This is a genomic window from Haloferula sp. (assembly GCF_049672945.1).
Classification (GTDB): Bacteria; Verrucomicrobiota; Verrucomicrobiia; order Verrucomicrobiales; family Akkermansiaceae; genus Haloferula.
On sequence record NZ_JBATWY010000122.1, the window covers coordinates 1 to 25,972 of the forward strand.

Sequence of the window (25,972 nt, forward strand, 5' to 3'; positions counted from 1 at the left end):
GCGGCGACTTCGAATTCGGAGATGTGGATCGAGGTGTAGACATCCTCTTTCACCACCCGCTCGGAGATGACGATGGCATCCTCGAAGTTGTAGCCGTTCCATGGCATGAATGCGACGAGCACGTTGCGCCCAAGCGCGAGTTCGCCGTCCTGGGTGTTCGGGCCATCGGCAAGAACGTCACCTTTCTTGATCTTGTCGCCCTTCTTGACGATCGGCTTCTGGTTGATGCAGGTGCCCGCATTGGAACGCATGAACTTCCGCAGAGGGTAGGTCAGAATGCCCTTGTCAATGTTGGTCTTCACCGACTCGGGGTCGGAAAGGAACTTCTCGTCCGCCACCGGCATGCTGCCGTCGGGAGTGGTGATGATGACTTCAGCAGTGGCAGCGGCGACGATGCCGTCACCTTCGGAGACCACGACAGAGCGCGAGTCGCGAGCCGTCTTGCCTTCGAGGCCGGTGCCGACGAACGGCGACTCGGAAACGAGTAGCGGCACACCCTGGCGCTGCATGTTCGATCCCATGAGCGCACGGTTGGCGTCATCGTGCTCAAGGAATGGAATCAGACCCGCAGCCACGGAAACGAGCTGCTTCGGAGAAACGTCCATGTAGTCGACGTCGGCCGGACCCACTTCGATAAACTCACCACCCGCTTCACGGGCCGTGACCTTTTCGTTGAGGAATTTGCCGGACTTGTCGATCGGATTGTTCGCCTGTGCGATGAGGAATTTTTCCTCCTGGTCGGCGGTGAGATATTCGATCTCGTTGCTGACCTTGCCGCTCTTGACCTGACGGTATGGCGTTTCGATGAAGCCGAACTCGTTGATGCGCGCGTAGGTGCACATCGAGTTGATCAGACCGATGTTCGGTCCTTCCGGAGTTTCAATCGGACAGATGCGTCCGTAGTGCGAAGGATGTACGTCCCGAACTTCGAAGCCGGCACGGTCGCGGTTCAGACCACCCGGGCCGAGGGCCGAAAGACGACGTTTGTGCGTCAACTCGGCAAGCGGGTTGGTCTGGTCCATGAACTGCGAAAGCTGCGAACGACCGAAGAAGTCACGCACCACGGCACTCAGCGCCTTCGGGTTGATGAGCTTCTGCGGCGTCATGCCTTCGATGTTCACGTCGAACAAAGTCATGCGCTCTTTGACCAAGCGCTCGGTGCGGGCGAGGCCGACGCGGCACTGGTTGGCGAGCAACTCACCGACGGCACGCACGCGGCGTGAACCAAGGTGGTCAATGTCATCGATGACCCCCTCACCTTTCTTCAGGCGGAGAAGATACTTCACCGCACCGAGGAAGTCCTCGGGAACCATGATGCGCTGGTCGGCATCGACCTTGCTTTCGAGCTTGCTGTTGATCTTGTAGCGGCCGACGCGGGTCAGATCGTACTTCTTCGGATCGAAGAAGAGACGCTTGAGGAGGGCGCGGGCGTTGGCAGCGGTCGGAGGATCACCTGGGCGCAGCTTGCGGTAGATGTCCTTGAGGGCGCTGTCTTCGTCGTGAGCCGGGTCCTTGCGGAGCGACTTGAGAAGGATTTCGTCCTCACGGCCGTCGATGACTTCGATGCTTTTGTGGCCAAGGGCGATGAGTTGCTTGACGATACCAAGGGTCAAAGGCTCGTAGGCCTTGGAGACGACAAGCTCGCCGTCGAGTACGTCTTCGAAAGGCACCTTGTGTCCGAGTTCCGTCTCATCCGCCTTCTCCGAGAGCTTGAGCTTCTCGACAGTGTAGAAATGAGTGACGATATCGCGGTCCGTCGGGTAGCCCATCGCACGCAGGAAGGTCGTGGCGAGGAACTTGCGCCGGCGACGACGGCGGTCGAGGTAGACATAAAGCAAATCGTTCGTGTCGAACTGCACTTCAAGCCATGATCCGCGATCGGGAATGATCCGGAACGAGTGCAGGGTCTTGCCGTTGAGGTGCTGGGAGGTCTCGAAGCAGATACCGGGTGAACGGTGGAGCTGGGAGACGATGACGCGCTCGGCACCATTGATGATGAAAGTACCGCGACGGGTCATCATGGGAAGCTCGCCCATGTAGACGCGCTCCTTTTTCACACCCGTCTCGTCCTTCAGTTTGAAGGTGACGTAGAGAGCGGCAGAGAAACTCTCGCCATTGCGGAGGGAGCCGAGCGAAGTGATTTTCGGCTCTTCGATGTCGTAGGCAACGAAGTCGAGTTCGATTGCTTCATCGTAGCTTTTGATTGGGAAGACTTCGCGGAAAACGGCCTGAAGGCCGGAGTCGCTGCGGTCGCCGGCGGAGACTTCCTTCTGAAGGAAATCCTCGTAGGAACGGCTTTGAACTTCGATGAGGTTGGGAGCCTCAATGACTTCCTCGATTTTCCCGAATTGGAGACGGTCGGCCATGGTGTCTGGTGTGGTGCGGATGCGGAGTGCGGGTTGAGCCCGGTCGTGGAACGGCCGGGCGAAAACGAATTAACAGGAGATGGATGGAAATTCCGGGATCGGCGGAAACGGTCGAGACAAGTCTCGGCGGCTTCCGCCGGTGCCGGTGGCGACTCCGGGAGCGCTTCGGATTGAAACGCTCCCGAAATCTGAAAACCACTTGGGCTTACTTGAGTTCGACTTTGGCGCCGGCCTCTTCGAGCTTCTTCTTGGCAGCCTCTGCGGCCTCCTTGGGAGCGCCTTCGAGGATGGTGGCTGGAGCGCTTTCAACCAACTTCTTGGCATCAGCAAGTCCGAGTCCAGGGGAGACCTCACGCACCGCCTTAATCGAGGCGATTTTGTTTGCTCCACCCTCCGTCAGAACGACGTCGAATTCGGTTTTTTCTTCAGCAGCTTCTGCAGGTGCGGCAGGGCCAGCAGCAGCAGCAGCGACAGGAGCAGCGGCGGAAACGCCCCACTCTTCTTCCAGTTGTTTTACCAGTTCAGCAGCTTCCAAGACGGTAAGCTTGCCCAGTTCTTCAGCAATTTTTGCAATATCAGCCATTTTATTTCTCCGTTGCGGTGTCTTCGCACCCGGCAGCCGCCGGATATTTCAGCCCTGAAGCTTCAGGGACCGAAGAGGAACCATTGTGTGTTCAAGTGACAGCGGGAGAGCCGCCACTATCCGTTCAGATTTGTTTGATTCAGCCTGCGGGGTTGAATTTCGCCTGAAGCACCCGCGCGAGCGAGGATCCAGGTTCGTTGAGGGTGCGGACCAGTTGGCTTGCAGGCGCGTTGATCGTGCCCAGAAGCATGGCCAGCATGACTTCGCGGGAAGGAAGTTCGGCGATGGCCTTGACCTGCGCTTCATCGAGGATCGCTCCATCGAGGATGCCGAGCTTGATGCTAGGCTTCTTGAACTCCTTTTCAAAGGATTTGAGGACCTTGGCGGCTCCAGCGACGTCTTCGGCACCCGTCACGAAAGCGGTCTGCCCGGTGAGCTGGTCACCCGTGTCGGGCAATCCCGCTTCGGCGAGGGCTTTCTTCATGTAGGTGTTCTTGGCAACGTGGCATTCGGCTCCACTGGCAGAAAGGCGGGTGCGGAGTTCGGAGAACTCGGGAACCGTCATGCCGGTGTATTCGACCACCAGCAGGAACGGCGAACCGTTCACCCGCTCGAGCAAGTCATCAATGATGATTTTCTTATCAGGATTCATGTCGGATCAGGTGGTTTAAGCGATGGTGAAAAGGGAAGACTCCAGGGGAAGACCCGGGCACATGGACGCAGCGACAGTCACACTGCGAATGTAGTTGCCCTTGGCCGAGGCAGGTTTGGCGCGCTTGACGCTGTCGATAAAGGCGGAGGCGTTTTCCGCAAGAGCTTCGTCCTTGAAGGAAGCCTTGCCGATCGAACCGGAGACATTGCCGTTCTTGTCGAGCTTGTAGTCGACACGACCTGCCTTCACCTCGCCCACTGCCTTTGCAGTATCGTCGGTCACAGTGCCGGTCTTCGGGTTGGGCATCAGGCCACGGGGACCGAGAACACGTGCGATTTTACGAACTTCGGTCATCGCTTCCGGAGTTGCGATGGCGACATCAAAGTCGGTGAATCCACCCTGGACCTTCTTGATCAGGTCTTCGTATCCGACGTGCTCGGCACCTGCTGCGGTGGCAGCTTCGGCAGCAGCTCCAGCGGCGAAGACCGCAACGCGGACATTCTTACCCGTGCCGTGTGGCAGCGAGACGGAACCGCGGACCATTTGGTCGCTCTTGCGTGGATCCACACCGAGGTGGAAGGATACGGTGACGGTGGGATCGAACTTCGGTGCCGGGAATTTCTTCAGGGTACCAAAAGCCTCCTCCAGCCCATAGGACTTGCCTGCCTCGACGAGTTCGACAGCCTTCTTGTAGCGTTTGCTTCTGTTTTTAGCCATTGTGTTAGTTTGCAGTGCGGACGGACTCAGCTTGAGCAGAACCCTCCTGCGGTTTTCGATCGACAGCCGCCGGAGCGGATGTCGGAAATTGATTTACATGCCTTCGATCTCCAGCCCCATCTGACGGGCGGTGCCGGCGAGGATGCGCGCGGCGGCCTCGGGATCGCTGGTGTTGAGGTCGGGCATCTTGATTTCGACCACTTCCATGAGCTTGGCCTTGGAGATCGTGCCGATCTTTTTCTTGTTCGGTTCGCCTGAGCCGGAAGCAATGCCTGCCGCCTTTTTGAGGAGGTTCGCAGCTGGTGGCTTCTTGGTGATGAAGGTAAAGCTCTTGTCCTTGTAGACTGAGATCACGCAGGGAAGCACTTCTCCTGCCTGGCTTTGAGTGGCGGCGTTGAACTCCTTGCAGAAGCCCATGATATTGACGCCGGCCTGACCGAGCGCAGGACCAACGGGTGGCGATGGATTGGCGGCGCCCGCTTGGATCTGGAGCTTGATGACGTTAGTTACTTCCTTGGCCATGGTTTTGAGTGATTAAGATGATGTTGTGAAAATGGTGAAATGCAGGGCAATCGGCTTCAGCCTCGCTCAACCTGCCAATATTCGAGTTCAACCGGAGTGGAGCGGCCAAAAATGGTGACGGAAACCCGGAGCTTGCCCTTTTCGGGGTCGATCTCCTCGACCACGCCGTCCTGGCTCTGAAACGGGCCGTCGGCGACTTTGACGATATCTCCAACTTCGAAACTGATGGCCGGACGGACGCTGTCCTCGCGCTCGGCGATCTGTGAAAGCATCGCGTCGACCTCTTTCTGCCGCATCGGGATCGGACGATCCTTGGTGCCGGCGAAGCCAATGACGCCATCCATCTCCTTGATGAAATACCACGCTTCTTCTTGAAGCTGGTTGTCTTCCGTGAGGAGATTCATGTTGATGATGATGTAACCGGGGAAGAATTTCTTCTTGGTCTCGGTTTTCTTGCCACCACGGATCTCGGAGACCATTTCCATCGGAACGAGGACCTCGAAGATGTACTTGCTCAGATCTTCGGCCTCGGCATTGCGGTAAATGCGGTCACGAACCTTGTTCTCCTGACCGGAGAGGACGTGGACCACATACCATTGTTTTTCTGGCGGCGGAATGACGGGCATGGAATTGAGAAGGTTTGAGAAATCGGTGTTCAGCTCCCGATTTTGGTAAGGAAAAAGACGATCTGAACGAGGAAGAAATCCCAGAAGGACACGAATCCTGCGAGCAGAACGGTTGCAATCAGCACAACAACCGTCGAATCAACGAGTTCCTTGTATTTCTTGATGCCCTTGATCTTTGGGTCGGACTCCCACGGCCAGTTGGCCTTGCGGAGTTCGCCCTTCACTTCACCGATGAAGCGGGAGACTTTTGTAAACATGGTTGGGAAAAAGGGACGTCGACGACTGGGAGAGATGGCACGGAAGGAGGGACTCGAACCCACAACCAACGGTTTTGGAAACCGCTACTCTACCAATTGAGCTACTTCCGTTTGATTGTTGCTACGATGAGGCGATGGCGGGGCACTCCGGTAAAATTACCAGAGTGCCCCGAAAACCTTCGGGATTCGAATCGGGCGGCAGAGCGCCAGAGTCAACCCCCGAATGAGGATTAGTCAAGAATTTCACCCACACGACCGGCACCGACGGTGCGACCACCTTCGCGAATCGCGAAGCGCATGGTCTGCTCCATCGCGATCGGGTTGATGAGTTCGACTTCCAGATTGACGTTGTCACCGGGCATCACCATCTCGACACCGTCGGGAAGTTTGATGGATCCGGTCACATCGGTCGTGCGGAAGTAGAACTGCGGGCGGTAGTTCGAGAAGAACGGGGTGTGACGACCACCTTCATCCTTGGAGAGAACGTAGATCTCGCCCTTGAACTTGGTGTGCGCCTTGACGGAACCCGGCTTGACGATGACCTGGCCACGCTCGACGTCGTCCTTCTTGAGACCACGGATGAGGAGACCCACATTGTCGCCGGCACGACCTTCGTCGAGCAGCTTGCGGAACATTTCGATGTCGGTGACGGTGGTCTTCTGCGTGTCGCGGATACCAACGATTTCAACTTCCTCCATCTTCTTGACGATTCCGCGCTCAACACGACCGGTGCAGACGGTGCCACGACCTTCGATCGAGAACACATCTTCCACAGGCATGAGGAATGGCTTGTCAACCGGACGCTCGGGCTCGGGGATGTAGGTATCCACTGCTTCCATGAGCTTGAGGATGTTCGCCTTTTGATCCGCATCGCCTTCAAGGGCCTTGAGAGCGGAACCGCGAACGATCGGAATGTCATCACCTGGGAATTCGTAGGTGGAAAGGAGGTCACGAATTTCCATTTCGACGAGCTCGAGGAGCTCTTCGTCGTCGACCATGTCGACCTTGTTCATGAACACCACGAGAGCGGGAACACCCACCTGACGGGCAAGCAGGATGTGCTCACGAGTCTGAGGCATGGGTCCGTCCGCTGCCGAAACAACGAGGATACCACCGTCCATTTGAGCGGCGCCGGTGATCATGTTCTTCACGTAGTCGGCGTGACCCGGGCAGTCGACGTGGGCGTAGTGACGATTGGCGGTCTCATACTCGACGTGTGCGGTCGAAATGGTGATACCGCGCTCACGCTCCTCGGGAGCGGCGTCGATGTCTGCGTATGCTTTGGCCACCGCACCACCCGTCTCTGCGAGGGTGTTGGTGATTGCTGCTGTGAGAGTGGTCTTGCCGTGGTCAACGTGGCCGATTGTGCCGACGTTTACGTGGGGTTTGTTCCGCTGGAATGCTTCTTTGGCCATGATTGATTGATTGTTCGCTTTGGACTGGTTCGCTTCGGTGACTATTTCCGCTGGAGCTTGTGGGGGGAATTGAACCCCCGACCTCACCCTTACCAAGGGTGTGCTCTACCCCTGAGCTACACAAGCGAGACGGCTATAGACACCATTCCCGAGAACCGTTGGAGAAACACACCACCTGCCGAGAATCGGAAAATCGATGCGAAATCTCGGAAAGCCCCCGGGAAAAGCGGGCGGAACTTAACAAAGCCGCCCACCCTGTCAAAAAAAATCTGAAAGGAAAGAAGATTTCTCGACAGCCCTTGATTTTCCTAGGGAAATCAGGGGTTGCGCGGACTCAGGAAACCCCTTCGGAGCCCCCTTCCGCCCCGTCCTGCGGCTCGATCAACCGATTCACTCGCTCGATCGACAGGCAGCGTCCGCTTTCCGGGTCGAGATCCGCCACCACCCCGCAAAGACGGACGACTCCCCTGGCGACGGGAAAGCGGGTCGGCATCCCTGTCCGAAAACGCCAAACCACCGACTCGGGTGTTCGACCAAGCACCGAGTGCTCCGGCCCACACATCCCGGCATCCGTGAGGCAGCCCGTTCCCTGCGGCAGGATCCTCTCATCAGCAGTCTGAACGTGGGTATGGGTTCCAACCACCATGGAGGCCTTGCCATCAAGAGCCCAGCCCATCGCAATCTTCTCACTGGTAGTTTCGGCGTGGAAATCCAGAAAGATCATCCGGATGCCCTCGCTCCGCAGCTTTTCAATCTGCGCTTCGACGATGATAAATGGGTTCTCCAATGGTGGTTGGATGAAGGAGCGACCCTGCGCCTGCATGACCGCGATCTTTCCCTTCGCGGTTTCGAGCACCACCCAGCCTTCTCCGGGCGTTCCCTCCGGATAGTTGATCGGACGAAGCAAACGAGGTTCAGTTGGAAAATAGTCGACGATATCCTGCTGGTCCCAGACGTGATCCCCCGTCGTCACCACTGCGGCACCTGCCCGCAGCAGATCGATCGTGATCTTCGGCGTAATGCCACGCCCGCCGGCGGCGTTCTCGCCATTGACGATGATGAAATCCAGCTTGAGTTCCTTGCGTAGGCTCGCCAACTGCCCAATCACCGCCTTACGTCCCGGTTCACCGACGACGTCTCCGAGAAACATGATACGCAAAGATTCCATAGTAGTTCGCTTCACCATCGCAACCGCCAGCGTCCGCGCCGCCAAGCAAAATTCTCAGCGATGAACCCACGCACCACCATTCCGCTATCGATCGCCCTTCTCGTGGGTTTGGCAGCCTTCTACTTGTGGCGAAGCCAGCCTCAGACAATAGAAGACCCACCCCCTCAGACTGAGCAAGCTCCCTTGGCCCCGGCACCGAGACTCTCGGACCTCGCACCGCTGCCCGATTGGTCCGATCTCGACCCATGGCAGGAAACCGTCAGCCGTGAGGAGTTCATCACCATGATGGATTCGGTTTTCACCGTTTCAGCTGATTGGCGCGACTGGTTCATCGTCGGCGAGGACTCGGTCGAGGTGAAGACCGGCGATCCTGACAATCCCTACCGGCTCCGTTTTGCCAATACTCGCGAAGCGATGATCGGGCCGCGCTATTGGCGCCCCGCCTCCGAATTGGAACCTGCTCCAGCCGACCAACCCCTCAAGGGATTGAGGATCGCCATCGATCCCGGCCACATTGGAGGTCGCTGGGCGAAGGTCGAAGAACGCTGGTTTCAGGTGGGTGACGGCGAACCTGTTAGAGAAGGCAACATGACGCTGCAGGTTGCCGAGTTACTCAAGCCCAAGCTGGAGAAGTTGGGCGCTGAGGTTTCCCTGCTGCGTACGGAAAACGAACCAGTCACCGCTTATCGCCCGGAGTCATTGCTGGATGAGGCACGTGCCAGCAATCCCGAATCGCCGCAACGACTGGCAGAGCGCCTTTTTTACCGCACCGCCGAGATTCGCGCCCGCGCCGACAAGGTCAACCAAGAGCTCAAGCCCGATCTCGTCCTTTGCCTCCACTTCAATGCCGAGTCGTGGGGCGACCCGACGGTCCCTCGACTCGTGCCAGGCAACCATTTCCACCTCCTTCTCAATGGTGCCTACACACGAGGAGAAGTCGAACTCGCAGATCAACGCCTCGAAATTTTGCGCAAGATCGTCGAGCGCATCCATCCGGAGGAAGCCGCCCTCGCTGAAAGCATCGCCAGCGCCTTCGTCGAGCAAACCCAACTCCCCCCCTATCTCTACGAATCGAACTCGTCGCGCGCCGTCAACATCGCCGGCAACCCCTACCTTTGGGCGCGCAACCTCCTCGCCAATAGGCTCTATCGCTGCCCGGTGGTGTTTCTCGAACCCTACGTCATGAACTCGGTCGAGGATCACGCCCGCATTCAGGCAGGAGACTACGAAGGCCTTCGGGAGGTGGCAGGAAAGAAGCGCTCATCGATCTTCCAAGAGTATGCCGTGGCCGTGGCGGCGGGCCTTGAAGACTATTATCGGAAAGAACGAGCCAGATGATCGACGTATTTCGTCAGACCAAATGACATTATTCGGCGTCATGGATCGCCACTGCCCATCGTATGAAACCCACGCAGCCTCCCTTTCGCCTTTTGCGAGCGACCTTGTTTTTCGTAACTTGCCTCGCGGGCGGGATCCACGCCCAGGACGGTGGCCAGCTCTACGCGACCTACTGTTCCGCCTGCCATGCGACCGATGGAAAAGGCGCAACCGGTGGTCTGTTCCCGCCTCTAGCAGGAAGTGAGTGGGTCGCTGGTCCACCCGACCGCGCCATCAAGATCGTGCTTCATGGCCTCCAGGGTCCGATCGATGTCGCCGGCAAGCCTTACAATTTGGTGATGCCTCCCCAAGGCACCGTGCTGCCGGACGATCAGATCGCCGCGATTCTCAGCTTCGTTCGCAGTTCGTGGGGGAACGACGCTGCCAAAGTGACCCCTGAACAAGTCAAAGCGATCCGCACCGCTACCGCCGAGCGCAGTGAAATGTGGACCCAAAAGGAACTCCTCAAGCTGCATCCCCTACCCAAAGCCCAGAGCGTTCTCAAAAACCTGATCTCCACCCACTACCACGGCACTTGGAAAAAACTGCCCGACTTCTCGAAGCTTGAACCGGTGGCCGTCGAGGAAGAACACGACGGCATCATCAGCCTCCGCAAGACCGAGCGGAAAGACCATTTCGGCATCGTCTGGGAAGCCGACTTCATCGCACCCAAGACCAGCGACTACATCTTTCGCTTCGCCTGCGACGATGGCGGACGCCTGCTCCTCGACGGCAAAATCATGCTGGAAGTCCACGGCACCGGGCCGATCGGTGGCGGTCGCACTCAGGCAGCCAAACTCCGCCTGAAGAAAGGACCTCACCCGATCCGGATCGAATACTACGAATTTACCGGCGAAGAAGGGATCGCCATTTCCTGGAAGGAAGCGGCAAGCGACGCATGGAACGAACTTTCCGATGTTTCACTCAGCAAAAAGACGCCGGAAGAGGTCTCGATCCCGATCGCTCCGACCAAAGACCGCGCCACCATCTACCGCAACTTCATCGCCGGCACCACACCTCGCGCCATCGGGATCGGCCTACCCGGCGGCATCAATTTCGCCTACAGCGCCGATCATCTCGCCCCCGAACTCCTCTGGACCGGGAAGTTCATGGACGGGGCGCGCCATTGGATCAATCGTGGCCAAGGTGCCCAAAAACCCGCAGGAAACCAACTCGTCAATACAAGCAAGAGCCCGGCCTTTCCCCAGGCCGCCAGCTTCCGGGGATACCGCCTCGATCCGCAGGGAAACCCCACATTCCTTGTCACCATCGCGGATCTAACAGTAAGCGACCACTTCCAAGCCGGCGATGACGAACTGATCCGCGTCCTCAGCGCTTCAGGACAAGGCCAGCCCATCGAAATTCTCATCTCAGATCAGCAGGCGATCCAACTCATCGACGACCAAATCTATCAATTCGGCCCATCGATGACGCTCACCACCGAGCATGCCACCATCGAGACCCGTGACGGGAAGACCTATCTCAAACTCACTCCCGGCGCGCCCACCACCCTCACCTACACCTGGAAATGAAGCTCAAATCACCAGGCAATGCATCTCAACCCGGAGCCCATTTCCGCATGAAATATTCGCGTCCGTTCGCGTCCATTCGCGGTTTCCTCCTCATTGCCATCGCCAGCTCCGCTCAAGCCGGGCAGCAATCCGACTACTACCTCCGCGAAGAGATCCCGCTTCCTGAGAACGAAGTCATGGAAATCGGCTCCATCGCCCTCATGCCCGATCAAAAAGTTGCCGTCACCACCCGCCGGGGCGACCTCTGGATCTGCGAAGGCGCCTATGCCGATGACCTCTCCAGAGTGACCTGGAGCAAGTTCGCCGAAAACCTCCACGAACCGCTCGGCATGTTCTGGAAGGATGACTCGCTGTGGGTTCATCAGCGCCCTGAGTTCACCCGCATCACCGATACCGATGGCGATGGCCGGGGCGACCAGTTCGAAACCATCAGCTCAGGCTGGGGCCTCAGTGGCGATTACCACGAATACAACTTCGGCTCCGACCCCGACAAGGATGGCAACGTCTGGAACGTCCTGTGCCTGACGGGTTCCGCAAACGCCAAAGCCGACTGGCGTGGATGGAGCATGCGCATCACTCCGGAGGGAAAAACCATCCCCACCTGCTCAGGCATCCGTTCGCCAGGTGGCATCGGCTTCAACGCGCAAGGGGACGCCTTCTATACGGACAACCAAGGACTCTGGAATGGATCATCGTCCCTCAAGTGGCTCAAGCCCGGATCATTCCAAGGCAACCCGACCGGAAACAAATACCACAAACTTGCCGACCTCCCCGAACCACCCAATCCGGAAAGCGGCTCAAGGATCCTGACCGAGCGGAAGAAGTTTCCCGAACTGATCCCGCCAGCCGTCGTCTTCCCCCACGGCAAGGTGGGGCAGTCGCCCACCGGAATCATCACCGATCAGACGAAGGGCAAATTCGGCCCCTTCGCCGGCCAGGTTTTCGTCGGGGAGCAGACCCACTCCCAGGTCCAGCGCGTCTGCCTCGAACAAGTCAACGGCATCTATCAAGGCGCCGTCTTCCTCTTCCTCGAAGACTTCGAATCCGGCCTCGTTCCGATTCGACTTGCCGACGACGGCACCCTCTTCGCCGGTGGCACCAACCGGGGCTGGGCATCGCGCGGATCCAAGACATTCACCTTCGAACGCGTCCGCTGGACCGGCACCGTTCCCTTTGAAATCCACACCATCACCGCACGACCCGATGGCTTCGAGCTCACCTTTACCGAGCCAGTCGATCCAGACACCGCCAGCGATCCCGACTCCTACTCGATGGCCTCCTGGACCTACATCTATCAGAGCGGCTACGGTTCGCCCGAAGTCGACAAGACGACCCCGAAAGTCACGGCCGCCGTCGTCTCTCCCGACAAGACCCGGGTCCGTCTGACCATCGAAGGAATGGTTCAAGGTCACGTCCACCAACTCGATGCCAAAAGCGTCAGATCCTCCACCGGCGAGCAGCTCTGGCATCCGACCGCCTACTACACGCTCAACGAGATCCCTAAATGACCTTGCTGGCGTCATCCCATGCATTTTTGACTTTCACTGAGCACTGCTAACTGATCACTCGGCACTTCATGCATCTTCTCCTTTGCGGCCACGGCTACCTCGGCCAAGCCATCTCCCGCGAGTTCCTCGACGCAGGCTGGAAAGTCACCACCCTTTCAAAGTCGGGCGAAGGCGCCGATCAGGCCTGCGATCTTTCCTCGCAGGACTCCGTGGCAGCTCTCGAAAAATCCGTGACCGCTCCCGACTTCATCGTCCACTGCGCCGCTTCGGGCCGCGGCGGCGAAGAGGCCTACCGCGCGGTCTATCTCGATGGCTGCAGCCACCTCATCGACGTCTTCCACGGCGTCCCGATGCTCTTCACCTCCTCCACCTCCGTCTACCCCCAGACCGATGGCGCCGCTGTCACCGAGGAAAGCCCCGCCGAACCCGACCGCGAAACCGGCAGGATACTCCGCGCCGCCGAAAAGGTCGTGCTCAACCACGAAGGCATCGTCTTCCGGCTATCCGGCATCTACGGTCCCCATCGTAGCGTGATCCTCAGGAAGTTCCTCGCTGGCGACGCCACCCTCGAAGAAGACGGTCAGCGCATCCTCAATCAGATCCACCGCGACGACGCCGCACGCGCCGTCCTTCAAGCTGCCCTCGGCTACTGCGGACCAGGTATCTGGAACGTCAGTGACTCGCATCCCACCAGCCAGCTCGACACCTACGCCGGCCTCGCGGAAATGTTCGCCAAACCCATGCCACCCTCCGCCCCCCGCGACCTCAATCGCAAACGTGGCTGGACCCACAAACAGGTCGACAATTCCAAACTCCGCCAAAGCGGCTGGACGCCACGCCATCCCTCCTTCCTCGGCGCAGCCAAGGAGATCGCTGCGACCCTTTGATGGGGAAGCCGCAGGCCGTGGACTGCGTGCAGCCTGCTGACGCTGTCCACACGCCGAACTTCCCATCGACGCTTCTTTGACATCATCCGCAGCGTCCTTAGCCTCCGCTCCAAACTGATGCCGATCCCTTTCCAAAACACCTACGCCAGGCTCCCTGGGACCTTCTTCGAGAAAGTCGATCCCACTCCGGTTCGAGCCCCGCAACTGATCGCGCTCAACAGCCAGCTCGCCTCACAAATGGGCATCGATCCCGCCGAGCTCACTCTGGAAATCCTCTCAGGCAACGAAGTCCCCACCGGAGCCGAACCCCTCGCCATGGCCTACTCCGGCCACCAGTTCGGCGGCTTCTCCCCCCAGCTCGGCGACGGCCGCGCGATCCTCCTCGGCGAAGTCGCCGGCAAGGACATCCAGCTCAAAGGCTCCGGACTCACCCCCTTCTCGCGCCGCGGTGATGGCCGCTCCGCGCTCGGACCCGTGCTCCGCGAGTACCTCGTTTCCGAAGCCATGGCCGCCCTCGGCGTCCCCACGACCCGCGCCCTCGCCGCCGTCCTCAGTGGCGAAAATGTCGTCCGCGAGGAAATCGAACCCGGCGGCATCTTTACCCGCGTCGCCAGTTCCCACCTCCGCATCGGCACCGTCCAGTACTTCGCCGCGCGCCAGGACCACGAGAGCCTCGAAGCGCTCGTCAACTACACCCTCGCCCGTCACTATCCCGAATCAAAGACCGCCCTCGAACTCCTCGAAAACGTCATCGCCAGACAAGCCTCCCTCATCGCCCACTGGATGTCCCTCGGATTCATCCACGGCGTCATGAATACCGACAACATGAGCCTCTCCGGCGAAACCATCGATTACGGTCCCTGCGCCTTCATGGACCGATTCGATCCTGCCAAAAAATTCTCATACATCGATCAGAACGGCCGCTACGCCTACCACAACCAAGCTTCCATCGGCCGTTGGAATCTCACCCGTCTCGCCGAAGCCCTGCTCCCGCTTCTTCACGAAAACACCGATACCGCCGTCGAGATTGCCAAGGGTGCCCTCGACAAATTCGGCCCACTCTTTGAAAACAGCTACCAGCAAAGGTTCTCTAACAAGCTCGGACTCCCTGGTCGATGTGAGCCCGCCCTCATCGAATCGCTCCTCATCCTCATGGCCGAACAACAAACCGACTTCACCCTCGTCTTCCGCCATCTCAGCGGCCCTGAGGAAAACCTGCTCACCCAGTTCAAGGACCCCGAACCTGTCAAAGCCTGGCTGAGCAAGTGGCGCGGCTCCGGCGACATCGACATCGACCTGATGCAGCGCAGCAACCCGATCTTCATCCCCCGCAACCATCGCATCGAAGAAGTCATCGTAGCGGGAAAAAAGAACGACTTCGAACCCTTCCACCAACTCCACGCCATCCTTCAGAAACCCTTCACCGAGCAAGCTGGCGCCGAAGCGTTCGAACAAACCCCTGAACCCGACCAAATCGTCCCCGCCACCTTTTGCGGCACCTGAGAAGGCATCCCTTACCTCGCCTCAATAATCGTCGGACAAGGCCTAGCCATTTGAGCGACCACCCGCTCCTGAAAGCCTTGCTACCCGAAGCAATGGTGCGCGGTACTGGGTTCGAACCAGTGACCCCATCGGTGTGAACGATGTGCTCTACCACTGAGCTAACCGCGCTTTTGCCATATGGCGGGGCGAAGGGATTAGGCAAATCCCGCCCCCCATGCAAGCCCGGAGTGGCGCTCTTCCGAGCGCCATAGATGGGCAAGGAGGCTGTCCAACCGCACGGCCCCTCAAAACTCCACCGTTTTCCCCAACTCAGCCACCTCCACCTCCCCGTCATGGATCTCCCTCAAAGCATCGCAAAGTGCCTCCGACCGTGATGACTCCCCATGCACCAGCCAGACCTTCTTCTTCGGACCGGTCATCGCTTCAAAATAATCCAGCAACTCGGAGTGATCCGCATGCCCGGAAAACGAATCCACTATCTCAACGGCTGCCTTCACTTTGAACGGCTTGCCAAAGATATTCACCTCCTCCTTGCCATCGCGAATGAATCGACCAAGCGTGTTGTCAGCACAGTAACCGACGAAGAAAACCGTATTCCTCGGATTTCCGATCCCATTTTTCAAATGGTGCCGAATCCGGCCCGCCTCACACATACCTGAGGCCGAGATGATAATGCACTTCTCATCCTTCTCATTGAGCTTCTTCGACTCATTGACAGCTCTAACAAGCCGCAACCCTTCGAATACAAAGGGGTCCTTCTTGTCCTCGAAGAGAAAGCTGTAGACCTCCTCATTGAAGCATTCCGGATGTAGCCGGAAAATCTCGGTCGCGCCGACCGCCAGCGGGCTATCCACATAGACCGGAACCTTCTCCAAACGACCCTCCTCGAACAAACGATTCAAGACATAAAGCATCTGCTGGGTTCTCTCGACCGCAAAGGCGGGAATCAGCACCTTGCCGCCACGCTTCAGGGAACGCTCAAGAACTTCCGCGACCTCATCCAGAGCACCGGTCGGCAGCTCGTGTTCGCGACCACCATAAGTCGATTCCATCAGGACGAAATCGATGTTCTCCACTGCCACCGGATCGTGTAAAATTTCATTATCACCGCGCCCCACATCACCAGAGAACAGAAAACGTTTTTTCTTCCCTCCATCCTCCCTGTCCTCGATCTCCAAAAGCACCTGCGCGGCGCCAAGAATGTGGCCTGCGTCGAAAAATGTCAGAGTGACCCCGTCGGAGATCAGCATCGGGCGCCCGTAGCCCATTGAAACAAACTGCCTCAGACACCGCTCCGCATCTTCTTTCCGATAGAGCGGCTCAACCGGTGGCTTGCTCTCTTTCGCCAGTTTCTTGTTCAACCATTGAACATCGTATTCCTGAATATGAGCGCTGTCCGCCAGCATGATCGTGCACAGGTCCCGCGTTGCGAAGGTCGCATGAATGTTCCCGGCGAAACCACTTTTGGTGAGATTCGGCAGGTTGCCACTGTGATCAATATGTGCATGGGAAAGCACCACCACATCGATATCCTGCGGGTCAAAGTGGGGAAAACAGCAGTTGACCTGATAGGCATCCTGGCGCCGGCCCTGATAGAGTCCGCAATCAAGCAGGATCTTCTTTCCGTTCACCTCCAGCAAATGCTGGGAACCAGTCGTTGTGCCAGCGGCACCGCAGAATTTCAGTTTCATGGGTTTTGTTTGTTCCGATACTCGGCCGATCCCTGCTCAACGCAACCCAGAAACGAGTTCCCGCGGCGGGAGCGTCAGCGGCATCACGACATCAACGCAGAATCTTCTCAAACACCAGTGATCCCCTTCCGCTCTCCTCAAGCTGCTTTCGGCGCTGATCCGGCAGCACTTCCTTTCCCTTCTCAGTGTAGCCCATCCGATCACGGAAAAACTCCGCCGACCGATTCGTCAGGGCAAAAACCCTACGGATCATTTTCGAGACGGCGACCCTCTCGGCGTAGCGAACCAGGTCCGCACCGTAGCCACGCGACTCGTGGGACAGTTTCACGTAAAGGCAAGCGACCTCTGCAGTCTCCTGTTCCCCATATTCATGCAAAGCCACGCAGCCCACGACGTTGTCATCGATTGTCATCACGTGGTAGTCACCGACTTTTGCGAGAATGTCCTCATAGCTCCGAGGAACGAGTTTCGTCCGCCTAACAGACCGCCCGATCATCCCTAACAACTCCGGGATATCCTCTTCCCGCAGTTCACGAATTTCCTGATAGGCATCCGCGTGCACCATCGTTCCCACCCCTTCGTTGGAGAACAGCTCATCCACCAGGACTCCCTGGCGTCGGCCATTCAGCACGTGAACCCGGGGCACCCCGCGACGACAGGCTTCCGCTGCGGACTTCAACAGATTGCCACCGGTTACGGTTCCCGAGTCGGCAAGACTCACGGCATTGACCGCCGCCACCGCGGGAACCGCCTCTCCGTCGATCAGGATGGCCTCCTCAAGCAGGGCAATCAACTTCACCGCTCCCATCCCAATCGCGAAATCAACCACCTGGGGATCCAGCGGATCATTTGAAGAGGCGTCCGCCACCACCGTCTGCCCTCGCGCCAGGATCGCCTTGGCTTCCTTCACCGCCCCCGGATCACCGAGTGGCATCAAAAGCCGTGCGGCCTTGATCTCGCACTCCAGTGTCCAGTCATAGAGGTCCTCCAAGTCACCTCCCAGCACTCCAAGCACCAGCTTCACTCCGACATTCTCCAGCGTCGCCAGATCCAGCAAGGTTTCGGCCACCGCCGGCTCCGGCAGGAGACCGGCTTCAATAAGCACGACAAAGGTCTTCCCCTTGAACTGGGGAACGTATTGAAGAACCGCCCTGACATCACTTTGCGCTGCCACTCCCGACTTCTAACGACCCGCTTCGGTCCGTGCAATCCCCGACACGAACGATCTACCCCTCAGCTCAAGCCGACTCCCTACCCACCCAGCCGCCGCCTCCGATCAACTCTGGGGTCATTTCGACATCAGCGCCAATTCCTCCGCGACCATGCTCTTAAGTTCCGATGGCTCGATGACTTTCGCCTTGCTGCCAAAACTCAGTACCCACCGTAGCACTTCTTCGAGCGCTCCCGCCTCGAAGCAGACATCCACCTTGGTCCCCTTGCCATTCAACACGATGACTTCCTGCGTCGGATGCCAGCGGCGTTCCTGCGCCAGTCGAGCCGCATAGCCCTTCAATCGGACCCTGACCAGGAATGGCTTATGGTCACCATCAACGGACCAGACCCCGAAGCTCCGCCGCAAGTGCTCCCGCCCATCGAAACCCTCGGGCCTCTCAAATCGGATCTCGGATACCGTGAGGCGACTCATCCGTGGCAGCGCAAATGTCCTCAACGCCTCCCGTTCCTTGTCCATTCCAATCAGGTAGTAGCCACCATCGACCTCACCCAGATGAAGCGGCTGAACCCGGCGAGCCACCGCCTTGTCGGCGCCAAGCTTGCGGTAGTGAAAAACAATCTCCAACTGCTGCACAACCGCCTCTGCCATCTGACCGAAGAGCTTCACATCGCGCCCCTTCATTTCGGGCACCTTGCGGGAGAACGCTTCGTCAAGATCACTCCAGTTCAGCGCCACCCGCTCGCTCATCGAACGCGTCAGCTTTCCAAACGCATCCCGAAGCTTGTCCGCCAGCTCCGTTCCCCGAATGGAGTCCAAAGCCGACCGCGCAAGAAACAAGGCCGCCATCTCCTCGGCACCGACTTCAAACTCGGGAAAGTCTTTCACCGAGTCCTCATAAAAATAACCATGAGCCTTGTCGTCATAACAAAGCGGCACCTTGAGACTATCACGCATGAAATTGATGTCGCGCTGCACGGTCTTGGTCGTCACCTCCAATTCCTTGGCAAGCGTCGAACAGTTGGGAAAACGCCCGTCCTTGATCGCCGTGTGGATCTTGTGAATCCGCTCCATCGGCCGACGGGTGAATTTCGTCGGCTTTCGTCGCTCTCGCCCTCCACCCAGCTCGTCTGCCTTTGCCATGGAAAGATCCAATCAAACTCCAGCTTTCCAAGCCAATCAAAAGCACCCCCCACCGATGTCCCACCCCCCTCGATATGGTTCCCCCATGAAAGTAACCCGCCGCTCCTTCGGCCGCCTCCTCGGCGGACTTTGCCTCACTCCCCAGATCGCTCCTGCACTGGTAATCAAGCGCCTCCCCCTCGCTCCGACCTATCCAGTGCAGGAGTCCTCCGACCCGACTAGCTCGCGTTTTCTGGACGCCATTCGCGACCACGAAACGCTCTCACTCTACTATCACGGCGGATCCTCACCTGGGATTCTGCGCCGTTTTCGGCCGACCGAACTCTACCGCCACACCCCAGGTGGACCGATCATCGCCAGCGGCCACTGCATGCTTCGCGGCTCGACCCGCACGCTGCGTCTCGATCGGGTACGTCTCGCGTGAACAGTGAACCGAGGCATGAATCCTGATGGCTCGCCACTTCCCCTGAAAGTCACTCCTCCCGGCAAACTCCGCCAGATACTTCGAACTTCCCCATTCTCCCCAGTCCTTTGGCCGCATCCAGCCAATCGAGGTGGGTCGTGGTGATCCACTTTTGGGCATCCTCCGGCAACACTCGCAGCACCGCGTTTCGACGGTTCACATCAAGCTCTCCGAAAATATCATCGATCAGCCACACCGGTTGCTGCCCGCGACACTCCGCCAGCACCCGACCTTGAGCCAACTTCAAGGCCAGCGCCAAAGTCCGCTGCTGGCCTTCGCTGGCGAAATCCCCCGCCGCCAGACCATTCAAGGACAGAACCAGATCATCCCGATGGGGCCCGACCAGACTCTGCCGCTGTCGACGTTCCTTATCCCGTGCCTGTTCAAGGGCAGCGACAAGATCTTCGCCACCCGCTGGCCGATACTCCAACACCACCTTCTCCTCCCGCCCGGCAATCTCGCGCTGGAACTCCGCCGCCGCGGGCACCAACAGTGAAACCAATCTCGCTCGTGTCGCTGTTAGAACCTTGGCCGACTCCAGCATCACCGCTTCATAAGATTCAATTTCCGCGTCCCGGTTCCTTGAATCCTTCAGCAATAAGTTCTTCGCCTTCACTGCCCGGCGGTACCTCGATAGCGCCCGACGGTATCCCGCTTCAAACTGCGACCCCATGAAATCCAAATAACGCCGCCGCACCTCGCCCGATCCGCGCACCAACTCCAGATCTTCATTCCCCATCCAAACCAGTAAACCGCCATCGGCGAGATAGTCGCCATGACTCGGCCGCTCCTCGGCATCGACCGCAAAGTCCATTCCCGTCCGCCTTGCCCAGCGAATCCTTCGCTCCATCCCCCACGCCTCGCCGGCGATCCCGAAACCACCCGGCCCGGCCACCCGGGACATCGTCGACATCCGATGCGACCTCGGCGAATGCAGTCGCACCAAGAGACACACCGCTTCAAGGATCGATGTCTTCCCCTGCGCGTTGCTCCCCGTAAACACGCCGCCGCCCTCCGGCACCGACAGGGCCAGCGACTCAAAGCATCGAAAATCCACCACCCTCAGCGACCGAATCATCCGGCCCCACTACCCGCCATCCCGAGCTGATCTTCAAGCACCGACTGATATCCGACATCCTGAAGTCATCGGATTGAATCTTGCTTTCCAAAAAGCCAGCGACCAAGGCTCTCCACCGTGGCATTCGCACCCGAGGAATTCAGAAAAAGAACCCGCTTCGTCGTTAAGCTCGGCCGGGCGCTTCATGACTGCGGTGCCTCAAGCGAACGCATCGAACTCCACCTTACCAACGTCACCAGGATGCTTGGTCTGCACGGCAGCTTCCTGATCAGTCCCACCACCTTCACCTGCGCCTTCTGGGAAGAAGACGAACTCGACCAATTCGTCCACATCGAGCGGACCGAACCCGCCAGCTACAAACTCGGCAAGCTTTGGGAAATCGATCGCATGGTCGAAGCCATCGAAGATGACAAGATGGACTTCGCGACGGGCATCGAGAAGCTCAAGGAACTGACCGCAGCGCCGCCAACATTTTCTCCTGCGATGAACGCCTTCGCCATGGCGCTCACCGGAGCGGGATTTGCCGCACTCCTTTCGCCGAATCCACTCGATGGCATCGCCGCAGCCATCGCCTCGCTTCTCCTCTTCGCAGGCGTTCACTGGAGTTCACTCACCCCACGCTGGAAACCAGTGACACCGATCCTGGCAGCATTGATCGCCGGACTGACCGCCGGAGCGATCGCTTCATTGGGAGTTCCGATCAATCCGCCATTCGTCATTCTCTCATCCATCATCATTTTCATTCCCGGCCTCGCCTTCACCGTGGCCCTCACCGAGATCTCCACCGGTCACCTGATTTCCGGAAGCTCGCGTCTCGTCGATGGCGCGATGACCTTGCTCAAGCTCTTCTTCGGCGCCATCAGCGGTGTCGCGATCAGTTCGTTCCTGCTTCAAAGCTCACCCAACCTCGCCTGGTCACTGCCCGATCTTCCAGAATGGAGAACCTGGGTCGCAGTCGTCGTCCTTTCCCTTGGCCTCGGAATCGCCTTCGACATCCCTTGGAAAAAGATGCCATGGGGCCTGCTCGCGGCGATCATGGCCTTTGTTTCAGCCAGCATTGCACAGAGCTATTTTGGCATCCCGGTCGGTGTCTTCGTCGGAGCCCTTGCCGTCGGCCTTTTCAGCAACCTCTTTGCCCGAATCACCCGTGGCCCCGGATCCATTCTCATGATCTACGGTATCATCCTGCTGGTTCCCGGCAGTAAAATCTACTCGCTACTCAACCAATGGGTTTCCGGTGAAATCATGCTTCCCTACGAAAGTGGCGGAAAGGCACTGATGGCACTCATCTCCCTTACCGCCGGTCTGTTGTTTTCCAACGCTCTCCTCCCGCCACGAAAGAGCCTCTAACAACCTCGCCAAACCCATGTAACATGCCTCCCCTTTTGTGGTAGCACCGAGAAGAGCCCATGCCTCCGTCCGATCCTCCACCCACCCTCTTCGCCACCACCCGCTGGACGCTCGTCATCGACGCGGCCCGCGGTGCGGAAACGGCAGCCGTCGATGCCTTGGGCGAACTCGTCCGCACCTACTGGCAACCCCTCTACCGCTACGCCCGCCGCAAAGGAAAATCCAAGGAGGACGCCGAGGACCTCGTCCAAGGCTTCATGCTTCACCTCATCGAGGCCCGCTCACTCGACAGCGCCGACCGCGACAAGGGCCGCTTCCGCGCGTTCCTCCTCGCCTGCTTCAACCACTGGATGACCAACGAATGGCGTCACGCCACCCGCCAAAAGCGCGGCGGTGGCCAGACCGTCCTCTCCTTCGATTGGCAAAGCGCCGAAACCGGCCTGCGCCTCGATCCGCCCGACGAACGGAGCCCCGATCACCACTTCGACCGCGAATGGGCCCTCGCCCTCCTCGCCAAAGTCCTCGACGACCTCGAAGCCGCCTCCCGTGCCGAGGGCTCCATCGAGCAGTTCGAGCGTCTCAAGTCCTGTCTCACCGCCGACTCCCGGAAAATCCCCTACGCCCAGATCGCCAGCGAGCTCGGCGTCACCGAAGGCGCCCTGCGTGTCGCCGTCCATCGCCTCCGCAAGCGCTACCGCACCCTCCTCACCGCCGAAATCACCCGCACCCTCGCCTCCCCCGATTCCGTCGAAGACGAAATGAAAGCCCTCTTCGCCGCCTTATCAGCCTAAAATTGGATCGCGAGCTTTAGCTCGCTTATCATCCCCGAAAAAACCCGAAACAATCTCCCACCGACGTCCTAGAGCATAGCGTGACCACCAACGATCCACTCACCTGCCCCGACTGCGGCACCCTTCTCCCTGTGGACTCCCCACAGCAGCTCTGCCCCTCCTGCCTTCTGAAGCAGGCCTTCGCGTCCCGCACCGTCGATGCGCCCACCGAACCCGCGAGCCCCCCTCCCACACCCGAGGAAATCGCCGACAAATTCCCGCAATTCGAAATCACCGAATGCCTCGGCCGTGGCGGCATGGGCGTGGTTTACAAGGCCCGCCAGAAATCCCTCAACCGCTGGGTCGCGATCAAGATCCTCGCCCCGGAAAAGATTCACGACGAGAAGTTCGCCGAACGTTTCACCCGCGAAGCTCAAACCCTCGCCCTGCTCAACCACCCGAACATCGTCACCGTCCACGACTACGGCGAAACCGACGGCCTCTTCTACATCGTCATGGAGTTCGTCGACGGCGTGAATCTCCGTGATCTAATCCGTGAAGGAAAAATGGAATCCGCTCAGGCGCTGACCATCATCCCACCAATTTGCGAAGCCCTCCAATACGCTCACGACAAGGGCATCGTCCACCGCGACATCAAACCGGAAAACCTCCTCATCGACCGCGATGGACGGGTCAAGATCGCCGACTTCGGCATCGCCTCGCTCGTCGGAGACACCGATGAAAAATCCGGCACCCCACCCTACATGGCACCCGAGCAGGGCAACCATGGAAACGTCGACCACCGCGCCGACATCTACGCCCTCGGTGCCGTCCTCTACGAAATGCTCACCGGCGATCGACCCGCCTCACCGCTCGATCTCCCCTCCCAGAAAGTCCAACTCGACATCCGAATCGACGACATCGTCCTCCGTGCCCTGAGCAAGGAACCCGAACGCCGCTACCGAACCGCCGGCGAGTTCCAGTCCGTCGTGGAAACCGTCGTGGATCAACTGGCCCCGCCATCCACAACCGCGCCAACCCAGGAGACCTCCCAAGCCCAAACGCCCCCACAAGCCACCCCGCAGGCCCCGGTCAAGAAGGGCCTCTTCCGCCGCTGGTGGTGGATCTTCCTCATTTTCGGTATCCTGACTCCTCTTGCAGCCGCTGCCGCTTTCCTACTCTTCGCCTACCTGATGCCCCGGGATTTCGAAGCGAGCACCCTCATTCTCATCCAGGAATCCGAACCGGCCGCCCAACTCAGCACCAACCGGTTCCCGACCTACATCGCCGGCATCACCTCGCAGGCGACATTCCAGAAAGTTAGTGAGGAGTTGGATCTCTCGCAACGCTGGATGCTGAACGAAGCGGAAACCATCACCCGCCTCGGCGAAAACACCTCCGTCCACCAACGCAGGGGCACCGATCTCCTTGATATCACCGTCCGCTCCAGGGAACGGCAATTTGCCCCCGAGATCGCCAATACCATCGCCTCCGCCTATGCGGAACGAAGCAAGTCCATCGGTCTTTCGGTTTGGGTCATAGAGCGGGCAAGCATCGGCCGTACGTATCATATCGAACCGAAGCTGCGGCTTGGCCTCATTCTATCCGTTCCGATTGGCTTGCTCCTTTCCCCGCTCCTTGCATGGATGCTTGCCGCTTTTCTCCATCGATTCATCCCCCACAGAGCGTCCACCGCAGAAGCGTCTCAACGCCAGAAGGAGCGGGACCGGACTTTCGGTCGACTCGCCTTGGGCCTCATCCTACTGGGGATCCTCGGCACCGTCGCCATGCTCCCGTTTACCCATCAGGACGAACTGGTTCTCGTCTTTGGAGCCGTCGCCCTCGGACTCGGCTTGATCTTCGGCCTCTTCACCCGCTGGAGGCTCCTCATCCTGGTCCTGCTGCTGGTCGGTTCGGCCCTCGGCCTCATCACCTTCCTCGGCATGTTCCTTTTTTACCAAAACAAGGCCTCATCGGTGCAAAAACATCAACAACGCGCACAGACTCAAGCCATTCACGAACAAGAGATCCTGGTACAGGAAGAACTCCGCCGATTGGAAAGGGCACCACGCGACACCACGCAGTACAAGGATGTTGCTCAGGCCTTCCTTCGCGCCATCAAAGCCATGGACCCTGAAACCGCCCACTCTCTCCGCTTCCTCGAATCCGAACTCACCAAACAGAGGCGGAGCCAGATGCTCACGGACTTTCAGGAGATGAAAACAGCCTACAAAGAGGACCTCGGTCTCCTCACCACCGTCCTCGAATGGCACCGCATGGGCGGCTATGCCATCTGCCGCGTCGCCCCACCCAAGGGCGACGATCACAGCATTTTCATGATCCTCGGAATACGGCCAGACAGCAAGGAGTGGAGAATCATCGAGGTCAACGACATCCGTTCGAACGAATTGCTTCCCAAGATATTGGGCGACTGGCTCGAGGATCAAGAGTGACCGCGAAAGACCGCATGCCTTCCCCACCCAACAAGCAAACCCTCTTCTTCACCACCCGGTGGACCTTGGTCAGAGATGCCGCAAAGGGGGGCGACACCGAGGCCACCGAAGCCCTGAGCCAACTCTTCGAAACCTACTGGCAGCCGCTCTACCGCTACGTTCGCCGTTCCGGAAAATCCCAACAGGATGCCGAGGATCTCATTCAAGGCTTCTTCACCCAACTCCTCAGCACCGACGGCCTGCGCCTCGCCGACAAAGATCGCGGGAGCTTCAGAAGCTTTCTGTTAGGCAGTCTCAAGAACCACATGGCCAAGCAGTGGCAGCACGACCATCGTCTGAAGCGCGGCGGCTTCTCGCCCCACCTCTCGATTGATTGGAAAGACGGCGAGACCGGACTCAGCATCGAACCTGCTGACCCCGCCACTCCCGATCGCTTGTTCGACCGCGACTGGGCGATGGCCCTGCTCGACAAAGTCCTCGATGACTTGTCCAAATCAGATCACGGCCAAGATTTCGATCGCTGGAAACCTTTCCTCAGCATCAGCAGCGGCAAGCTGGCCTATGCAGAGATCGCCGAGGCATTCGGGATGACCGAAGGAGCCGCCCGAGTCGCCGTCCATCGCCTGCGAAAGCGCTACCGCCAGCACCTCAGAGACGAGATCAGCCGGACCCTGAGCGACAGCGAATCCGTCGACGAGGAGATGAGTTCCCTTTTCGCCGCACTTTCTGAATAATCCCTG

The 25,972-nt window shown here is 58.8% G+C and carries 23 protein-coding genes and 3 tRNA genes; 10 read left to right on the forward strand and 16 right to left on the reverse strand.

Annotation, left to right across the window (positions count from 1 at the left end):
* The 11 genes from rpoB to WBG04_RS10805 all read right to left on the reverse strand — a co-directional run.
* Window positions 1–2,366: DNA-directed RNA polymerase subunit beta (rpoB, locus tag WBG04_RS10755; protein WP_424314434.1), on the reverse strand; the 2,366-nt coding region annotated here is incomplete at its 3' end.
* Between the two features lie 205 nt (window positions 2,367–2,571).
* Window positions 2,572–2,949 (reverse strand): 50S ribosomal protein L7/L12, encoded by a 378-nt coding sequence (gene rplL / locus WBG04_RS10760; protein ID WP_424314435.1) that lies wholly within the window; start codon window positions 2,947–2,949, stop codon window positions 2,572–2,574.
* 139 nt (window positions 2,950–3,088) lie between these two features.
* On the reverse strand, window positions 3,089–3,601 hold the full coding sequence (rplJ, locus tag WBG04_RS10765) for a 50S ribosomal protein L10 (RefSeq protein ID WP_424314436.1): 513 nt from the start codon (window positions 3,599–3,601) through the stop codon (window positions 3,089–3,091).
* Window positions 3,602–3,616: 15 nt separating this feature from the next.
* The gene (rplA, locus tag WBG04_RS10770) at window positions 3,617–4,318 is read right to left on the reverse strand and encodes a 50S ribosomal protein L1 (protein WP_424314437.1); all 702 of its coding nucleotides are present in this window, start codon (window positions 4,316–4,318) and stop codon (window positions 3,617–3,619) included.
* Window positions 4,319–4,411: 93 nt separating this feature from the next.
* The gene (gene rplK, locus WBG04_RS10775) at window positions 4,412–4,840 is read right to left on the reverse strand and encodes a 50S ribosomal protein L11 (RefSeq protein WP_424314438.1); all 429 of its coding nucleotides are present in this window, start codon (window positions 4,838–4,840) and stop codon (window positions 4,412–4,414) included.
* Between the two features lie 56 nt (window positions 4,841–4,896).
* On the reverse strand, window positions 4,897–5,466 hold the full coding sequence (gene nusG / locus WBG04_RS10780; protein WP_424314439.1) for a transcription termination/antitermination protein NusG: 570 nt from the start codon (window positions 5,464–5,466) through the stop codon (window positions 4,897–4,899).
* A 29-nt stretch (window positions 5,467–5,495) separates the two neighbouring features.
* On the reverse strand, window positions 5,496–5,723 hold the full coding sequence (locus WBG04_RS10785; protein ID WP_424314440.1) for a preprotein translocase subunit SecE: 228 nt from the start codon (window positions 5,721–5,723) through the stop codon (window positions 5,496–5,498).
* A 35-nt stretch (window positions 5,724–5,758) separates the two neighbouring features.
* Window positions 5,759–5,834: transfer RNA gene (locus WBG04_RS10790), tRNA-Trp, on the reverse strand.
* 119 nt (window positions 5,835–5,953) lie between these two features.
* Window positions 5,954–7,138, reverse strand: coding sequence for an elongation factor Tu (tuf, locus tag WBG04_RS10795; RefSeq protein WP_424314441.1), 1,185 nt, complete (start codon window positions 7,136–7,138; stop codon window positions 5,954–5,956).
* 51 nt (window positions 7,139–7,189) lie between these two features.
* A tRNA-Thr gene (locus WBG04_RS10800) sits at window positions 7,190–7,264 on the reverse strand.
* 208 nt (window positions 7,265–7,472) lie between these two features.
* Window positions 7,473–8,288 carry a TIGR00282 family metallophosphoesterase gene (locus tag WBG04_RS10805; RefSeq protein ID WP_424314442.1) on the reverse strand — a complete coding sequence of 272 codons (816 nt, stop codon included), beginning with the start codon at window positions 8,286–8,288 and terminating at the stop codon, window positions 7,473–7,475.
* 78 nt (window positions 8,289–8,366) lie between these two features.
* Between WBG04_RS10805 and WBG04_RS10810 the strand changes: the two genes are divergently transcribed.
* The 5 genes from WBG04_RS10810 to WBG04_RS10830 all read left to right on the forward strand — a co-directional run bounded on the left by WBG04_RS10810 (window position 8,367) and on the right by WBG04_RS10830 (window position 15,113).
* Complete coding sequence (locus WBG04_RS10810; protein ID WP_424314443.1) at window positions 8,367–9,644, forward strand: N-acetylmuramoyl-L-alanine amidase family protein; 1,278 nt, start codon at window positions 8,367–8,369, stop codon at window positions 9,642–9,644.
* 62 nt (window positions 9,645–9,706) lie between these two features.
* Window positions 9,707–11,215, forward strand: a complete 1,509-nt coding sequence (locus WBG04_RS10815) for a c-type cytochrome (RefSeq protein WP_424314444.1) — start codon at window positions 9,707–9,709, stop codon at window positions 11,213–11,215.
* Window positions 11,216–11,262: 47 nt separating this feature from the next.
* A complete protein-coding gene (locus WBG04_RS10820; protein ID WP_424314445.1) occupies window positions 11,263–12,723 on the forward strand; it encodes a DUF7133 domain-containing protein in 1,461 nt (486 codons plus the stop codon).
* Window positions 12,724–12,791: 68 nt separating this feature from the next.
* Window positions 12,792–13,610 (forward strand): NAD-dependent epimerase/dehydratase family protein, encoded by an 819-nt coding sequence (locus tag WBG04_RS10825; RefSeq protein ID WP_424314446.1) that lies wholly within the window; start codon window positions 12,792–12,794, stop codon window positions 13,608–13,610.
* 117 nt (window positions 13,611–13,727) lie between these two features.
* Window positions 13,728–15,113, forward strand: a complete 1,386-nt coding sequence (locus tag WBG04_RS10830) for a protein adenylyltransferase SelO (RefSeq protein ID WP_424314447.1) — start codon at window positions 13,728–13,730, stop codon at window positions 15,111–15,113.
* 93 nt (window positions 15,114–15,206) lie between these two features.
* Here the strand turns inward: WBG04_RS10830 and WBG04_RS10835 are convergent.
* The 4 genes from WBG04_RS10835 to WBG04_RS10850 form a co-directional block, all read right to left on the reverse strand.
* Window positions 15,207–15,281, reverse strand: a tRNA-Val gene (locus WBG04_RS10835).
* 116 nt (window positions 15,282–15,397) lie between these two features.
* On the reverse strand, window positions 15,398–16,804 hold the full coding sequence (locus WBG04_RS10840) for an MBL fold metallo-hydrolase RNA specificity domain-containing protein (protein WP_424314448.1): 1,407 nt from the start codon (window positions 16,802–16,804) through the stop codon (window positions 15,398–15,400).
* A gap of 91 nt (window positions 16,805–16,895) precedes the next feature.
* On the reverse strand, window positions 16,896–17,978 hold the full coding sequence (locus WBG04_RS10845) for a GNAT family N-acetyltransferase (protein ID WP_424314449.1): 1,083 nt from the start codon (window positions 17,976–17,978) through the stop codon (window positions 16,896–16,898).
* Between the two features lie 114 nt (window positions 17,979–18,092).
* Window positions 18,093–19,118 (reverse strand): helix-turn-helix transcriptional regulator, encoded by a 1,026-nt coding sequence (locus WBG04_RS10850; protein ID WP_424314450.1) that lies wholly within the window; start codon window positions 19,116–19,118, stop codon window positions 18,093–18,095.
* 85 nt (window positions 19,119–19,203) lie between these two features.
* On the opposite strand from WBG04_RS10850, the gene WBG04_RS10855 reads away from it, so the two are divergent.
* A complete protein-coding gene (locus WBG04_RS10855) occupies window positions 19,204–19,542 on the forward strand; it encodes a hypothetical protein (RefSeq protein ID WP_424314451.1) in 339 nt (112 codons plus the stop codon).
* 49 nt (window positions 19,543–19,591) lie between these two features.
* On the opposite strand, the gene recF is transcribed toward WBG04_RS10855, so the two are convergent.
* The gene (gene recF / locus WBG04_RS10860) at window positions 19,592–20,659 is read right to left on the reverse strand and encodes a DNA replication/repair protein RecF (RefSeq protein WP_424314452.1); all 1,068 of its coding nucleotides are present in this window, start codon (window positions 20,657–20,659) and stop codon (window positions 19,592–19,594) included.
* A 117-nt stretch (window positions 20,660–20,776) separates the two neighbouring features.
* Between recF and WBG04_RS10865 the strand changes: the two genes are divergently transcribed.
* The 4 genes from WBG04_RS10865 (at window position 20,777) to WBG04_RS10880 (ending at window position 25,966) form a co-directional block, all read left to right on the forward strand.
* The gene (locus WBG04_RS10865; protein ID WP_424314453.1) at window positions 20,777–22,009 is read left to right on the forward strand and encodes a threonine/serine ThrE exporter family protein; all 1,233 of its coding nucleotides are present in this window, start codon (window positions 20,777–20,779) and stop codon (window positions 22,007–22,009) included.
* A 59-nt stretch (window positions 22,010–22,068) separates the two neighbouring features.
* A complete protein-coding gene (locus WBG04_RS10870) occupies window positions 22,069–22,800 on the forward strand; it encodes an RNA polymerase sigma factor (protein WP_424314454.1) in 732 nt (243 codons plus the stop codon).
* An 80-nt stretch (window positions 22,801–22,880) separates the two neighbouring features.
* Window positions 22,881–25,232, forward strand: a complete 2,352-nt coding sequence (locus WBG04_RS10875) for a protein kinase domain-containing protein (RefSeq protein ID WP_424314455.1) — start codon at window positions 22,881–22,883, stop codon at window positions 25,230–25,232.
* Between the two features lie 14 nt (window positions 25,233–25,246).
* Window positions 25,247–25,966 (forward strand): RNA polymerase sigma factor, encoded by a 720-nt coding sequence (locus tag WBG04_RS10880; protein WP_424314456.1) that lies wholly within the window; start codon window positions 25,247–25,249, stop codon window positions 25,964–25,966.
* Window positions 25,967–25,972: the final 6 nt, after the last annotated feature.